At 66.7% G+C, this 13,278-nt stretch carries 15 protein-coding genes, 1 tRNA gene, 1 pseudogene and 1 riboswitch; of the genes and pseudogenes, 7 read left to right on the top strand and 10 right to left on the bottom strand.

Annotation, left to right across the window (positions count from 1 at the left end; genetic code table 11):
• Positions 1-117 precede the first annotated feature (117 nt).
• The 4 genes from E3T48_RS17355 to E3T48_RS15515 form a co-directional block, all read right to left on the bottom strand.
• Positions 118-351, bottom strand: a complete 234-nt coding sequence (locus tag E3T48_RS17355; RefSeq protein ID WP_241986867.1) for a CDGSH iron-sulfur domain-containing protein — start codon at positions 349-351, stop codon at positions 118-120.
• The gene (locus tag E3T48_RS15525; protein WP_134524928.1) at positions 348-1,433 is read right to left on the bottom strand and encodes an iron-containing redox enzyme family protein; all 1,086 of its coding nucleotides are present in this window, start codon (positions 1,431-1,433) and stop codon (positions 348-350) included. Before E3T48_RS15525 ends, E3T48_RS17355 begins: the two co-directional genes overlap by 4 nt.
• Positions 1,434-1,533: 100 nt before the next feature.
• Positions 1,534-1,707: a CsbD family protein gene (locus E3T48_RS15520; protein ID WP_134524927.1), complete on the bottom strand. Its 174-nt coding sequence runs from the start codon at positions 1,705-1,707 to the stop codon at positions 1,534-1,536.
• Positions 1,708-1,873: 166 nt separating this feature from the next.
• The gene (locus tag E3T48_RS15515; RefSeq protein WP_241986866.1) at positions 1,874-2,281 is read right to left on the bottom strand and encodes an Asp23/Gls24 family envelope stress response protein; all 408 of its coding nucleotides are present in this window, start codon (positions 2,279-2,281) and stop codon (positions 1,874-1,876) included.
• 234 nt (positions 2,282-2,515) lie between these two features.
• Between E3T48_RS15515 and E3T48_RS15510 the strand changes: the two genes are divergently transcribed.
• From E3T48_RS15510 to E3T48_RS15500, 3 genes are read left to right on the top strand one after another with little or no spacing between them, the layout of a single operon-like run.
• Positions 2,516-3,091, top strand: coding sequence for an RNA polymerase sigma factor (locus tag E3T48_RS15510; protein WP_134524925.1), 576 nt, complete (start codon positions 2,516-2,518; stop codon positions 3,089-3,091).
• Positions 3,088-3,729, top strand: coding sequence for an Asp23/Gls24 family envelope stress response protein (locus E3T48_RS15505; protein WP_134524924.1), 642 nt, complete (start codon positions 3,088-3,090; stop codon positions 3,727-3,729). The genes E3T48_RS15510 and E3T48_RS15505 overlap by 4 nt, the downstream gene beginning before the upstream one ends.
• Entirely contained in the window at positions 3,726-4,055 is a 330-nt protein-coding gene (locus E3T48_RS15500; RefSeq protein WP_134524923.1) for a hypothetical protein, read from the top strand. Before E3T48_RS15505 ends, E3T48_RS15500 begins: the two co-directional genes overlap by 4 nt.
• Before the next feature lie 484 nt (positions 4,056-4,539).
• Here E3T48_RS15500 and E3T48_RS17550 read toward each other — a convergent pair whose 3' ends face one another.
• From E3T48_RS17550 to E3T48_RS15490, 3 genes and pseudogenes are all read right to left on the bottom strand, one after another.
• The gene (locus tag E3T48_RS17550; protein WP_338145250.1) at positions 4,540-5,157 is read right to left on the bottom strand and encodes a PDDEXK nuclease domain-containing protein; all 618 of its coding nucleotides are present in this window, start codon (positions 5,155-5,157) and stop codon (positions 4,540-4,542) included.
• Positions 5,131-5,574 (bottom strand): annotated as a pseudogene (locus E3T48_RS17545) (DUF1016 N-terminal domain-containing protein); the annotation flags it as partial. The gene E3T48_RS17550 and the pseudogene E3T48_RS17545, both read right to left, overlap by 27 nt.
• Before the next feature lie 239 nt (positions 5,575-5,813).
• Entirely contained in the window at positions 5,814-6,368 is a 555-nt protein-coding gene (locus E3T48_RS15490; RefSeq protein WP_241986865.1) for an MmyB family transcriptional regulator, read from the bottom strand.
• 84 nt (positions 6,369-6,452) lie between these two features.
• Between E3T48_RS15490 and E3T48_RS15485 the strand changes: the two genes are divergently transcribed.
• Together E3T48_RS15485 and E3T48_RS15480 are read left to right on the top strand one after the other, a co-directional pair.
• Entirely contained in the window at positions 6,453-6,860 is a 408-nt protein-coding gene (locus E3T48_RS15485; RefSeq protein ID WP_241986864.1) for an SDR family NAD(P)-dependent oxidoreductase, read from the top strand.
• Positions 6,861-7,006: 146 nt separating this feature from the next.
• Positions 7,007-7,081: riboswitch (cyclic di-GMP riboswitch) on the top strand.
• 22 nt (positions 7,082-7,103) lie between these two features.
• Complete coding sequence (locus tag E3T48_RS15480) at positions 7,104-8,042, top strand: SGNH/GDSL hydrolase family protein (protein ID WP_134524922.1); 939 nt, start codon at positions 7,104-7,106, stop codon at positions 8,040-8,042.
• 390 nt (positions 8,043-8,432) lie between these two features.
• Here E3T48_RS15480 and E3T48_RS15475 read toward each other — a convergent pair.
• Positions 8,433-8,522, bottom strand: a tRNA-Ser gene (locus E3T48_RS15475).
• 305 nt (positions 8,523-8,827) lie between these two features.
• Between E3T48_RS15475 and E3T48_RS15470 the strand changes: the two genes are divergently transcribed.
• Complete coding sequence (locus tag E3T48_RS15470) at positions 8,828-9,448, top strand: SGNH/GDSL hydrolase family protein (RefSeq protein ID WP_241986863.1); 621 nt, start codon at positions 8,828-8,830, stop codon at positions 9,446-9,448.
• Between the two features lie 10 nt (positions 9,449-9,458).
• Positions 9,459-10,826, top strand: a complete 1,368-nt coding sequence (gene radA / locus E3T48_RS15465; RefSeq protein WP_134524921.1) for a DNA repair protein RadA — start codon at positions 9,459-9,461, stop codon at positions 10,824-10,826.
• Between the two features lie 21 nt (positions 10,827-10,847).
• Here the strand turns inward: radA and E3T48_RS15460 are convergent, their stop codons facing one another.
• Positions 10,848-12,491 carry a GGDEF domain-containing protein gene (locus E3T48_RS15460; RefSeq protein ID WP_134524920.1) on the bottom strand — a complete coding sequence of 548 codons (1,644 nt, stop codon included), beginning with the start codon at positions 12,489-12,491 and terminating at the stop codon, positions 10,848-10,850.
• Between the two features lie 178 nt (positions 12,492-12,669).
• Entirely contained in the window at positions 12,670-13,086 is a 417-nt protein-coding gene (locus E3T48_RS16910) for a dehydrogenase (protein ID WP_166789772.1), read from the bottom strand.
• Between the last annotated feature and the right edge of the window lie 192 nt (positions 13,087-13,278).

Raw genomic sequence — 13,278 nt, 5'->3', positions numbered from 1 at the left:
GTGCTTCGCCCGATTCGGGAGGGTGTCGATTCGGGTGGGGAAGGGTGGGGGCCGCGGTTCGCCCCAGTCGATGGCGGCCCCCGGTCGTGCGGCGACTCGGTTTGCGAGCGCCTGGTCTCAGCTGTCCGGCGCGGCAGGGTCGGTCGGCGTGGTCGTGAAGCCGACGAGCTTGTGGGTGCCGTCGCAGTAGGGCTTGATCATGGAGACCCCGCAGCGGCAGAGGGCCACGGTGCGCCGGGTGCGGGGAACGCGGCGGCCGGGCGCCATGATCTCGACGTCGCCGCGCACGAGCAGCGGGCCGTCGGGGCAGGCCGTGATGGTCGCAGGCGAATGCGCCGCCGCGGGGGTCACGAGGCCATCGCAGACCCGGCCAGCGACCGCCCGGCCGGCTCGGGGAGCGGGCTTCGGAGCGAGCTCCGCCCCGCCTGCCAACTCGCCAGCAGGTGGTCGGCGACCCAGCCGTCCATGGCCAGGCAGGCGGCAGCGCCGAACATGATGTCGGGAAGCGTGAGGGGGTCGTCTTCGGCGAGAGCCCCGGCAAGGTCACGGCCGGCGATCTGCTCGTGCACGGCATCCGCTTCGATGTGCTCGTCGAAGTAGCGCGTGATCGTCTCGCTGAAGCCCAGTCGGCGGAATCCGTCACCATAGAGCCGGCTCGGGATCGCCGAGGTCATCTCGAAGGCGGCGAGGTGGCCGACGATGGCGCCCCGCAGGCGACGGTTGAGCCCGAACAGGCTCATCATGTTGAACGAACAGAGCACGAGCGCCGGAACCTGGTCGACGTAGCCGGCGTAGCGGGTGTCGAGGCCCAGCCCGCGCATGGTGTCGGCGAACAGTCTCGAGTGCATGCGGTCGGGGCGTCCTCCGCCGTATTCGTCGGCCTGGATCTCGATCAGCGCCGCCTTGGCACGACCGGCCAGCCGCGGGATGGCCCAGGAGTGCGGGTCGGCTTCCTTGAGGGTGTAGATCGATCGGTGCACGATGAACTCGACCACCTGTTCTTCGGTGGCCTTCCGCGCCAGGTACCGGGAGAGGCTGGGACCCTGGTCGTCGATCGTCAGGGTGAAGAGGGCCCGGGCGACAGCGTCCTGGGTCGGGGCAGGCACCGGCGGCTGCGACACGCTCGCGCGCAGGCTGGTTTCGAGGGCCTGCTCGATGGCAACCCGGGCGACGATGGTCGTGGGGTGCCATTCCCAGGCCGCGTCCGACTCAACGGCGCCGCCGTAGTGCAGGCCGTAGAGCAGGAACAGGGTCAGTTGGAGATCGTCGTCGTTGACGATGTCGGTGCACCGCGCGAGTGCCTCCGCCGTGGCGACGATGAACCCGCCGAGGCTGGAACCGGAGTCGTTCGCTGGGAGGGAGAGCGCGGTCAGGAGCTGGGAGCTGAGTGGTCCCCGCGCCTGGAACGGCGCGATCGGGAAGGAGAGCTGCATGAGGTCACGGTCCTGGGTGTGGTGCGTCTGATAGTGCGGCGAGGTGAGGAGAACGGATGCGTGCGGCAGGCCGGGCGGCCCGCCGCACGCTCCCGATCGGTCATTTCTTGAAGATGTCCTTGACGTTCTCGCCGGCCTTCTTCGCGCTGGCCGAGGCCTGCTCGGCCCTGCCCTCCGCAACCTTCGAGTCGTCGTTCGTCGCCTTGCCGACGGCCTCGGTGGCCTTGCCCTTGAGGTCCTCGGTCGCGTTGCTGATCTTGTCGGATGCACTCATGCTGGTCTCGCTTTCGATCGATGTTTCGTGGGGGGAAGCTCGGCGCGGGTGCGCCAGGCGAAAGTCAGGGGTTGCGGATGCTCGGCCGAAGCGTCAGGGTCTTGCGGCCCGGCGAGGAGTTCGTCAAAAGTCTCCGAGCGGTCGGCCCGCGATGCCGGGAGGTTGCTCATGATCGGCGCACCGGACGCTCGGAGTGCTCCACGTCGGCCTGGGCGTCGGCCTGGGCGTCGGCGTCCGGCAGGTGCAGGTCGGTGACGGACACATTGACCTCGGTCACGTGCAGCCCCACCAGTTCCTCGACGGCCGCGATCACGGCGGAACGGATCTCGGCGGCCATCCGCGGGAGCGGCACCGGGTGTTCGGCGACGATCGAGACGTCCACGCCGACCTGGTCGTCCTCGATCCGCACGGTGACACCGCGGCTCTCCTCTCGGGCGATGACCTCCCGGATGGCGCCGAGGGCCCGCGGCCCCGAAGTGCCGAGCGCGTGCACTCCCGCGACGTCGCGGGCGGCAAGGTCGATGACCTTCACCACGACGCTGTCGTTGATGATGGTGCGGCCAGATCCAGTCACCGACGCCGACTCGGCAGCCGGTTCGGCCGTGGGCGCGACTGCCGGGGGAACCGTGTTCGGCGAAGCAGTGCTCGGATCCATAGGAGACTTCAATCGTCGGGGGCTTCACTCGGTCGAGGCCCGTGCGGGGGTTCACTTCGGGTATTTACCTCTAGGACGCAACCCGTGGCACATTTGTCACGCGATCGTGCGTAGAATCTCGGGGTACGACTTGACTGCAGGAGGGGGGATGGCATGCCGGCGACGCTGAGGGAGCACATCCCGTCCCCTCTCGACACGGCATCCGACCTGACCCTGGCCGACCGCGCGGCCGACGGGGATGTGCGGGCGTTCGAGGTGATCGTGCGCCGGTACGGGCCGCTCATGCGGGTGTACGCCTCGAGGGTGCTCGGGTCGAACGACGAGATGGACGACGTCGTGCAGGAGTCGTTCATCACCGCGTGGCAGCAGCTCTCCACTCTCGAAGACGGCGGCGCGGTGAAGAGCTGGCTGATGCGCATCGTGAGCCGAAAGAGCATCGACCGGTTGCGGGCGAGGCGCCACCACGCCGACATCGACCTCACCGAACCAGCCGCGCCCGAGCACCAGTCTCCGCATAGACTGGCCGAAGCGGAGTCTCAAGCCGAGGCACTCTCCCGGGTACTGGCCGATCTGCCGGAGGACCAGCGACGGTGCTGGACGCTTCGTGAATTCGCCGAGTGCAGTTACGGTGAGATTGCCGAAGAGTTGGAGCTGCCCGTTTCAACGGTTCGTGGCCTGCTCGCCCGAGCACGCAAGACTCTTATCCGGGAAATGGAGGAATGGCGATGACCTCACCAGACGAGCCGTTCGTCGCCTTCGACCTGGACACCGCGGACCGGGAGGTGGCCCATCTGGCCGGCCACACGATCGAGGAACTGAGCGACTACCTCGACCAGGATCGCACCCCGGCTGACCCGTCCATCGACGACTCGCCGGAGTGCCAGATCGCCCTGCGCAGCCTGCAACGCCTCCATGGCGTGCAGCGTTCCCTGCTCTCCAGCGACGTCGAGCGCGAGTCGGAGCGCAGCGACGGCTGGGTCAGGTCGATCCTGCAGAACATCAACCTGGAGGCCCACTCGGGCCGCGACATCCCCATCGAGCATCCCTCGCCGACCGCCAGGCTCGTCGTCACCGAAGGCGCGGTCCGCGGGATCCTGAGGGCGACGGGCGACGAGATCGAGAACATCATCGTCGGCCGCTGTCGCCTCGACGGCGACGTGAGCGTGCCCGGCACCCCGATCACCATCCGCTTCGATGCCGCCGTGTGCCAGGGCGAGAACATCCCGGCCAAGGCCCAGTCCCTGCGCGAGGCACTCTACGCCGCGCTCGACCAGCACACGGACCTGACCATCGCCGCGATCGACATCACCATTCGCGACCTGTACCTCAGGCCGGCCACTCCTCCGAGCGAAACCGAGCAGCGATGAGCGACGTTCTCCCCCAGACCGACCGTCTCGACGAGGCCGTGCTCGCCGTGCCCGGAGTCGACACCCTGTACTCGGCCGCCCCGCTCGTCGCCACCGTGATCACGACCGCAGTGGATGCCCTCACGCGCCGCCCGCCGTCGGCCAACTCGGTGCTTGTCTCCCGGGAGAAGGCCGGCCTGTCCGTGGCCGTGAAGATCGGCGTCACCGACGGCCACGCCGCGACCGAGGTCTGTCGCCGGGTGCACGACGCGATCGTGGAACACCTGCACGGCCACGAGGAGCATGAGATCGCCGAGGTGACCGTGACGGTGGCCAGGATCGGCTGACCACCGCAACACGGGCCAGTCGTCGGCAGGAACGCGGTGCCGCGCGGCGGCCACAGCCCAGTTGGGGTGCGCAAGCCGAGGCTCGTCGGTAGCCACCCGCCGAGATCGACCTTTCCGGTCGAGGTTGACCGGTGTGCCGGGCGGTCTCGACCGGAAAGGTCGACCTCGGTGCCCGGTGTGGTGGCCGGTGCCGCAAACCGCCCGCCGGCCGCACCGGAAACGACGAATGGCCTCCGAAAGTCGGAGGCCATTCGTTTTAGGGCTAGTTCTTGGAACAAAACCGACCAGTTCCAGGAACAACCCCGTGGCGGTACCGGTGGGATTTGAACCCTAGATCGCACCCGGTCAGAGCCCGGAGAGGGCTCAGCTTCCCCGCAAAATCACCAGTTTTAGGTCACTGTGACGCCCCCTCAATCACCCGGTATTTTTTCGAGTGTGGGCAAAAAGTGGGCAAAGCGCATCACTACCAGAGGACCCCCGTGAGCTACTTCGGTCCCAGGCCTTTGTCATCGAGCTCGCGAGCGAAGGCGCGGGTTAGAGCATCCTCGGAGGGCAGGGCGGCCTGGTCGGCGGGAGAGAGGTCGTAGCGTGAGACTGCGATCGGCTGGGTGGTACCGGCAAGTGCGTACCGAACAACAGACTCGTTCTTGTCGGCAACCAGCAGCATCCCCACCGTGGGCTGGTGATGTGGCCCTCTGAGCCGGTCCTCGACGAGGGCCACATAGAAGCCGAGCTGGCTGGCGTCCCGCGGCTCGAACTTGGTGGTCTTCAGCTCGATGACCACGTACCGGAGCTGGTCGACGTGGAAGAACAACAAGTCAACGAAGAAGTCATCGCCGTCGACATCGAAGTGGACCTGGCGTCCGACGAACGCAAACCCTGGGCCGAGTTCGCGGAGAGTGTCGATGATGCGGTCGACGAGGCGGTCTTCCAGTTGTCGCTCAACGGCGTCGCCGTCGATCGCGAGGAACTCGGGGGTGAACGGATCCGTCGTGATCTGCTGGGCCAGCTCCGAGTCAGCGTGGTCAAGAGAGTTCGGGAAGTTGGAAGGCGCCGCACCCTCACGAAGGTGAAGGTGGGTCCTGATCTGGTGGGCAAGCACGGGGCGGCTCCAGCCCTGCGCGATGTCTCGAGCGCCGTACCAGTCGCGCAATTCGACGTCGTCGAGTTTCTCGATCAGTTCGATGACGTGACCCCAGGGCAATTGGCCAACGGGTCGTTGACCGATTGCGTTCCGGTCGGGCTAGGCCTCGGCGAACCTCCGCATGTATTTGAGGTTGGCCGGAGAGAAGCCCTTCGCGGTCGGGAATTCGGCACGCAAATCGACAGAGAGCCGCGAGAGGACTTTGCTGCCCCACGGGGCTGTTTCTTGCCGTTCGATGATCGTCGCTCCGATCTGCCAGTAGAGCCGGAGTAGTTCGGTGTTCACTCGGCGCTGGGCGATATAGCGCGCCTCGTGCACGAGCCGTTTGATGCTCTCGAGCGTGGCGACATAGTCGGCGGGGACGAGGGAATTCATTCCTCAACGCTAATGGAGGCCAGTGACGTCAACCAGGGACACGATTGCTCACCGTTTCGGTTCTGACGCTGACAACGGTTTCTCGAAAGGGCGGAACCTTGAGCACGCCCGCTCACGACACCATCCGAGAGTTCCCGCGAAATAGTGTCTCTTGGACTGCCCGTCTCATAGCCGGCGGATTCAAGTGGTGTCTGCAACACCGCCGAATGATTGCACCGGGATGCGAGCGGCTTTCAGGATCAAGCGTCCGTGACTGCCGCTGTTGTGGGATGCGCCGGGGACGCGTTCGTGGCTGCCCAGTTTGCCAGTAGCTGCAGGCCGTCGTGAGATGCGGACCCCGGTTCGGCCGAGAAGACGAGCATTTGCAGGCCGCGGTCGTAGACCAGATCCATGCTTTGGAAGGTGAGGTCGAGGTCTCCGACGAGGGGGTGGTGGACGGATTTCATGCCGGTGCGGTGCTCTCGGACGTCGTGCGCACCCCACAATTTGCGGAACAGGTCGCTGCGGGTGGACAGTTCGCCGATCAGGTCGCTGCGCTGTCGGTCGTAGGACGAGCGGCCGGCCTCGACCCGGAGCAGAGCAACGATCTGCCGGGTGTTGCCCTCCCAGTCCTGATAGAAGGTTTGGGCCCGGCGGTCGAGGAAGACGAAGCGTGCGGCATTGACCGGCGACCGGGCATCGTCCAGCATCTCGGAGAACAGGGCGCGGCCGAGTCGGTTGGTGGCGACGGCGTCGAGGCGGCCGTTCTGCACGACCACCGGAACGGTCGACATCGCATCGATGGTCTGCTGCATCCCGGCAGTCAGCTGTGACTTTCGCGCCGGGCGGCGCCGTTGCGGGTGGGCGCCGGCGTTCGCGGCACGGACAAGATCGTACAGGTGAGAGTGCTCGGCCTCGTCCAGCTGAAGCGCGCGGCCGCCGCTGCCGCCGTGGAGCGGTTTGGTCGCATCGACGTGTTGGTCAACAACGCGGGCAACTTTTACGCGGGATACTTCGAGGAGATCAGTGATGATCAGCTGCGCAAGCAGATGGAGACCAACTTTTTCGGCCCGCTGAACGTGACCCGCGCCATCCTTCCCGTCATGCGCACGCAGCGCTCCGGGCACATCATCACCATCAGCTCCGCGGCCGGGATCATCGGCCAGGAGTTCGTCGCCGCGTACGCCGCGTCGAAGTTCGCCCTCGAAGGGTGGATGGAGTCCCTGGAGTTCGACGTGCAACCGTTCGGAATTCACACCACCATCGTCGAGCCGGGCTTTTTCCGCACTGACATGCTCCCTCGGTGACCCTCCCACGGGGGCGTGACCTGTGAGGCGGCCCCCAATACGATTGGCCATGACTCGACGTCAACCGAACCTTTTGAACAATGATTGGCCTCAGAGCGGCAGTACGGGCATTCGAGAGATCTCGTTAGCCCGCCCTTGTCACCCCCCTACGAAAATGGCAAACCCGGCGCAAGGCGCGGACGCAAAGCCACGGGACCTACTGGGTTCGCCGGGTTACCGAACAGAGAGAGGAGTGCCTTCAGCATGGACCCCGCTGACAATCGGCAAGCGCACGTTGCCCTGATCATTTTAGTTATTTTCATTACCGCTGCATCCGTCGCAGCTCTTGTCCTGATCTGGGAACGGCGCCCGAGCGGAGCGAAGTGTCTGCAGGTCCAAGAGTGTCCCGTTCCCCAAACGGGGACGGCCATCCTCGAGGGCTCGACTGTGCTGCCTGCCACCGTCACCGCCATTCTTCTGTACTGCGCGCGACCACTCCTCCGACTGCATTTCGCCCACTACAAACGAGATGTCAGGCAGGCGCTGTTCCCTGAAGACGATCCCCACTTCGACATCCCCGGACCGAATCCCGATCGCCTTCTGTTCATTGGAGACGTGGCCGTCGCCGGCTACGGTGTGCTGCGCTACGGGATGACCGCATCGTCGCAGACTGCTCAATTCGTCGCGCAGGATCGTGGAAGAGGCTGCATGTGGGCAACCATCGCAGCAACGGACCTCACAGCCGCGCGCGTGGCAAAGATGCCAACTCTCGATGCGGCCGAAGTCGACGCTGCTGTAATCATGCTGGGCGTGCCTGACGTGCTGCTCGCTACGAGCTCGACATCGTGGGCTGTCAACCTGATGACGATCGTCGAGCACATCCGAGAACAGGCCGGACCGAACTGCCGCATCGTCTTCGCAGGTATCCCCCCGATGGCGGATTTTCGCCCAATCCCTGCTCTCGCGCGCACGATGATGATGCTTCAGATTCAACGAATCAATCGCGTCACACAATCCACTGCATCTCAATTGACCAACACTTCCTTTGTGCCATTTCCCGAGTGGCGGGTAGGCGAAATGTACGTGCAGGAACTCTTCTCCTGGAAGTCACTGCATGAAATGTGGGCCCGCGTTCTCGCCTCAGCGACCGTACAGCTAATGAACGACAGCAATATGCCTTCGTCAAACTCCAATCAGGCCTAGATGGCCGGCACCGCGCAATCGCTCCGAAGAAAAACACGATCGGCCCGTGCATTACACGTCCGCTGTCGGCCGCACCGATTGGCATCCTCTGGGTGTTAACGGCCATGCCAAAAATGGATTGGCCATTGACAGGCCTCCCTCGCCGTGACCGGTACGAGGACGTTGAAACGGGCTGGTCTCGAGCCGCCACGGCGCACCATGGAGATCATCGCGAAGAAGCGGCGGCCTACCCAGCAGTCGCGTGGGTCATCACCCACCGCGTGCCTCAACTCGCACTTGCTCACACCGACTCGCAGATGTTCCGTTACCGCTGCGTTACCGCTGGGCTCGTCCCGGCATGAAGCAACCCCCTGTTTCCCAATGAAACAAAGGGATACAGGGGGTTTTCTGTGGCGGTACCGGTGGGATTTGAACCCACGGTGGAGTCTCCCCCACACAACTTTTCGAGAGTTGCACCTTCGGCCGCTCGGACACGGTACCGAGGGAGATTGTAGTTGAGACCGGGGCGGGATGCGAATCGGGCGGCGCCGCGGCATCCGCTCGTGGAGCGGGGCCTGGACGGAATCGAGACGCAGGGCGGCGAACACCCAGTGGGCCGCGGTAATCTCTGCGGGTGACAAACGTCAATCTGAACATTCGGACCTTCGCCGTCGCTGCGGGCGCCGTGGCGACCGCGGCCGGGATCGGTGCCGCCGCGCTGGTGAACTTCCGCAATTTCAAGGGCCGGCTGGCGGAGAACGCCACCGTGCTCAACGAGACCCTGCCGGTGCACTCCCTCTGCCAAGGTGAAGGGGGAGCTGCTCTACGTCGCCATCGGCGACAGCGCGGCCCAGGGCATCGGCGCCAGCGAACCGCGGCGCAGCTACGTCGGGTTGCTGGCCGACCACATCCGTCTGGCCACCGGCCGCACCGTGCGCGTGATCAATCTCAGCGTGTCGGGCGCGACCGTTGAACTGGCCGTGCGCGACCAGCTGCCGCGGTTCGTGAAGCTCTCCCCCGACATTGTGACCGTGGCGATCGGCGCGAACGACATCGCGCTCTGGGATCCGTCCGAGTTCGAGGCCGGGATCCGCGAGGTGTTCGCCGTGCTGCCCGAGCACGCCCTGATCGCCGACCTGCCCTGCTTCCATCTGCCGCGAAACGAGCGCAAGGTCGCGGTGGCCAACCGCATCCTGCGCACCGTCGCCGCTGAGCACAACCTTGTTGTGGTGCCGCTGCACGCCACGACCAAACGGCAGGGCCTGCGCAGCATCGCCACCCACGTGGCGAGCGACCTGTTCCACCCGAACGACCGCGGCTACCGGATGTGGGCCGAGGCGTTCCTGCCCGCGGTGGGCGCCCAGGCTGCCCGGCTGATTCCCCGGGAGCCGGCCCCGAAGCAATCGGGCGTCGGTGGCCGAGGCTAGGCTCGCTGGCATGGCCAGACCCGTTTCCTCCTTCCGCTGCACGGACTGTGGCTGGACCACCCTGAAATGGGCCGGTCGCTGCGCCGAATGCCACGAATGGGGCACCGTGGTCGACACCACGGAGAAGGCCAGCGCGGCGCGCTCGCTCAAACCGGCTGCGATCAGCGGCGCCGGAGTCGCCCGGCCGATCACGCACGTCGACACCACCGCGGTCTCGCACTGGCCGACCGGCATCGCCGAGTTCGACCGGGTGCTCGGCGGCGGAATCGTGCCGGGGTCGGTCATCCTGCTCAGCGGCGAGCCGGGAGTGGGCAAGTCGACCCTGCTGTTGGAGGTCGCCTCGAAGGCCGCGGCGGCGAAGTCCCGGGTGCTCTACGTGAGCGCCGAGGAGTCGGTCAGCCAGGTGCGGCTGCGGGCCGAGCGAACCGGGGCGCTGCAGCCGGAGCTGTTCATCGCCGCGGAGACCGACCTGGCCACCATCCTCGGCCAGATCGACGCGGTGAAGCCCAATCTGGTCATCGTGGACTCGGTCCAGACGGTGGCCAGCTCGAACTCCGACGGTCTCGCCGGGCAGCCCAGCCAGGTGCGGGAGGTGGCCTCCACCCTGATCCGGGTCGCCAAGGACCGCAACCTGCCCATCCTCCTCGTCGGACACGTGACCAAGGACGGCTCGATCGCGGGGCCGCGGCTGCTCGAGCACCTGGTCGACGTGGTCTGCCAGTTCGAGGGCGACCGGCAGACCGCGCTGAGGTTTGTGCGCGCGCTGAAGAACCGGTTCGGTTCGACCGACGAGGTCGGCTGCTTCGAGATGACCGGCGACGGGATCGCCGAGGTGCCCGACCCGAGCGGACTGTTCCTCAGCCGCGGTGCCGTGGCCGTCTCCGGCACCTGCGTCACGGTGGCGCTCGAGGGCCGGCGGGCGATGCCGGTCGAGGTGCAGGCCCTCGTGATCAAGTCCCAGGCGCCCAACCCGCGCCGGGTCACCAACGGGGTCGACTCCTCCCGGGTGGCCATGCTCCTCGCGGTGCTCGAGCGGAGGGCAGGGCTCGAGGGGCTGGGCGGCATGGATGTCTACGTGTCGACGGTGGGCGGCATCCGTCTCACCGAGCCCGCCGCCGATCTCGCCATCGCCCTCGCCATCGCCTCCGCGTGCAAGGACCTGCCGATCGCCCAGAACGCGGTCGCGTTCGGCGAGATCAGCCTGGCCGGCGAGGTGCGGCCAGTGTCGGCGGCCAAGCTGCGCGCGGCCGAGGCGGCTCGTCTGGGGTTCTCCACCCGCATCGACGCCTCGGCCACCGGGTCGATCGGCGCCGCGGTCGCCCTGGCGATCAAGACCGGGTTCTCGGCCAGGGAGGCCGAGCTCGACGCGGTCTTCTAGGCGTACCCGGCCGCGGGCGAACTAGGCGACGATCTCCATCGGGCCTGCGGCGAGCGGGCCGACAGTGACGAGGTTCCGTTCGGCGGATTCCGCAACCGACCGGGCAATGATCGCCGAATGGACGACGCGGTTGCGGCCATCCCGCTTGGCGACATACAGGCGCACATCCGCCGCTCGCAGCAGGTCGGAACTCTGGCTGCCGTCGTCGGGCGCCAGTGCCACGCCGATGCTTGCCGTGACCGGCAGGGTGTGGGTGATCGGAGCCCAGTCGAAGTCGGCGATCGTGCGACACAGGCCTTCGAAGTTAGCGTGGGCGGTGTCGGCATCGGTCGCGGGCAGGATGAGCAGGAACTCCTCGCCGCCGAGGCGCGCGGCGATGGCGTCCGGCACGGCCTTCGCCGCGTCGATGAGGATGCGCCCGAGCGCGCGGAGAACCTCGTCGCCGACCTCGTGGGAGAGCGTGTCGTTGATGCGCTTGAAGTGGTCGAGGTCGATCATGGCGATGGCGAGCGGAAGGCCGCCCTCGCGCAGGCTCATCAGGGCGGAGCCGAGGTGCTCGTCGACGAACCGCCGGTTGTGCAGCCCGGTGAGCGGGTCGCGCTCGGCGAGCTCGCGGTAGCGCTCGCTTTCCCGGCGGGACTCGGCCGTCTGGAACATGGCCTCGAGGATGCGCCCGCGCGCCTCATTCTCGCTCGCCCCGAGCGCCTCGAACTTCTCGTGGAAGTCGCGGAACGCCTCGAAGGCCGCGCGGTAGTCCGAGTTCGCGGCGTGGACTTCGGCCTGCTCGCGGGCCACCTCGGTGGTGCGCCGGTTCAGCCCGTTGCGGTGGGCGAGGTCGCGGCAGCGGTCGATCACGGTCTGCGCCTTGCCCAGCCGGCCCTGCTCGCGGTACAGCTCGGACAGGGCGACCAGGGCGGCGGCGGAGCTGTCCGGATGCGCGTCGCTGAACACGGAATCCAATGCCGGGAGGAGCATGGTCTCGGCCTCGTCGAGCCGACCGGCGGCCATGTACACCCTGGCGATGGTGTCGCGGGCGGACATCCCGATCTCACGGTCGCTGAGCTGGGACAGCCCGACCAGGCGTTCGACGGCCTCGAGGGCCTCGTCGTTGTTGTGGGCAAGGTGCTCCGTGAAGGCAAGATTGTTGAGGATGATGTAGCGGATGTTGGTATCCGGGTCATCGATCACGAGCCGGAGCGCGTCGTCGTACCGCCGACGGGCCTCGTCGAGGGACCCGGCAGAGCCGAGGGCGTCCGCGAGGCACTTGCGGGCGGCGGCCCGCATGAGCGGCGCCTCCGATTCGGACAGCAGATCGTTGGCGGCGACGGCATGTTCGAGGGCGGCCACGGGGTCGCCGACCATTTCGAAGAGCGAGCCGAGCACGTCGTGGCACCGGGATTGCAGGGCGATCTCCCCGTGCTGCTGCGCCCACGCGAGGATCTGCTGCACATCGATGGCGCTCTGGCTGGGATCGGCCCGGTGGATGCTGACCGCGGCAATCAGAACCTGCAGTCGACGTCCGGTGGCGCCGTATTCGGCCTCGGCCTCGCCGAATTCCGCCAGCCAGTCCTGCGCCAGTTTGAGGGCATCGTCACGGTCGATCCAGAATCGGCGCTCGACGCTCGCCAAACGGATGCCGACGGCATCCTGATCAGTCCCCACCACCGCGACCTGCTCCCTGACAGGTGCCAGGAGTGCGAACTGTGAAGAGTCCGTCGGATTCCACTCTGGGAGCGGACCGAACACTGTCGAGGCTCAGCCTAGCGTGACGGCGCTGCCGTCAAGCGTCCTCCGGACCCCCAGCACGGGGACCGCCATTCTCCGAGGGATTTGCCTGCCGGGGCTACTGTTCGGACCGGTCGGCGCCCTCGCCGGGCAGCGGGCCGAGAGCCCGCATCAGGTCGGCCGGGTCGGCCTGCATCACGTTCGGGCCCGCGATGTCGAAGAACACCATCTCGAGCACGCCCTGGTGAACGGTGAGGAACTCGCGCAGCCACTGGGCGTCGCCCACCATCACCTGCGGGCTCGGTTCGTCTGGAACCATCAGAGCGTAATTCTCGGCGGAGGAGAAGAGCAGCAGCATCCGCTTCTCGGTTCCCTCGCGACCGAACACGCGCACCTGCTCGCCCTGGCCGTTCACGACGAGCTGCGGCACGATCACGACGTCATTGCGGAGGGCGTAGGCCACCGCAACCACGTCCTGCTCGGCAAGCGCGGCGGCGAGGGCATCGGATCGGGTCGTCGGAGTCGGATCAGTCACGACATCCATTCAACCAGTTGCACAGAGCCCGGCCCCAGCCACGGCGAACGCCACGAGCGAACGGCTGGCCGAGGCGAGCCCGTGGTCGAGCCTGTCGAGACCCCGCCCGCCCGGTGGTCGAGCCCGTCGAGACCAGTGAATAAACCTTCGATAAAGTTATCCACAACACGTGACAAACCCTCACATCTGTGT

Origin of the sequence: Cryobacterium fucosi (assembly GCF_004403515.1) — a bacterium.
GTDB classification, from domain to species: Bacteria; Actinomycetota; Actinomycetes; order Actinomycetales; family Microbacteriaceae; genus Cryobacterium; species Cryobacterium fucosi.
This window is presented reverse-complemented; position numbering and strand designations above follow the sequence as displayed.

Coding starts and splice junctions, on each gene's coding strand:
- E3T48_RS15525 (WP_134524928.1), bottom strand. CDS start 1,433: ATGCAGCTCTCCTTCCCGATCGCGCCGTTCCAGGCGCGGGGACCACTC.
- E3T48_RS15520 (WP_134524927.1), bottom strand. CDS start 1,707: ATGAGTGCATCCGACAAGATCAGCAACGCGACCGAGGACCTCAAGGGC.
- E3T48_RS15510 (WP_134524925.1), top strand. CDS start 2,516: ATGCCGGCGACGCTGAGGGAGCACATCCCGTCCCCTCTCGACACGGCA.
- E3T48_RS15505 (WP_134524924.1), top strand. CDS start 3,088: ATGACCTCACCAGACGAGCCGTTCGTCGCCTTCGACCTGGACACCGCG.
- E3T48_RS15500 (WP_134524923.1), top strand. CDS start 3,726: ATGAGCGACGTTCTCCCCCAGACCGACCGTCTCGACGAGGCCGTGCTC.
- E3T48_RS15490 (WP_241986865.1), bottom strand. CDS start 6,368: ATGCAGCAGACCATCGATGCGATGTCGACCGTTCCGGTGGTCGTGCAG.
- E3T48_RS15480 (WP_134524922.1), top strand. CDS start 7,104: ATGGACCCCGCTGACAATCGGCAAGCGCACGTTGCCCTGATCATTTTA.
- radA (WP_134524921.1), top strand. CDS start 9,459: ATGGCCAGACCCGTTTCCTCCTTCCGCTGCACGGACTGTGGCTGGACC.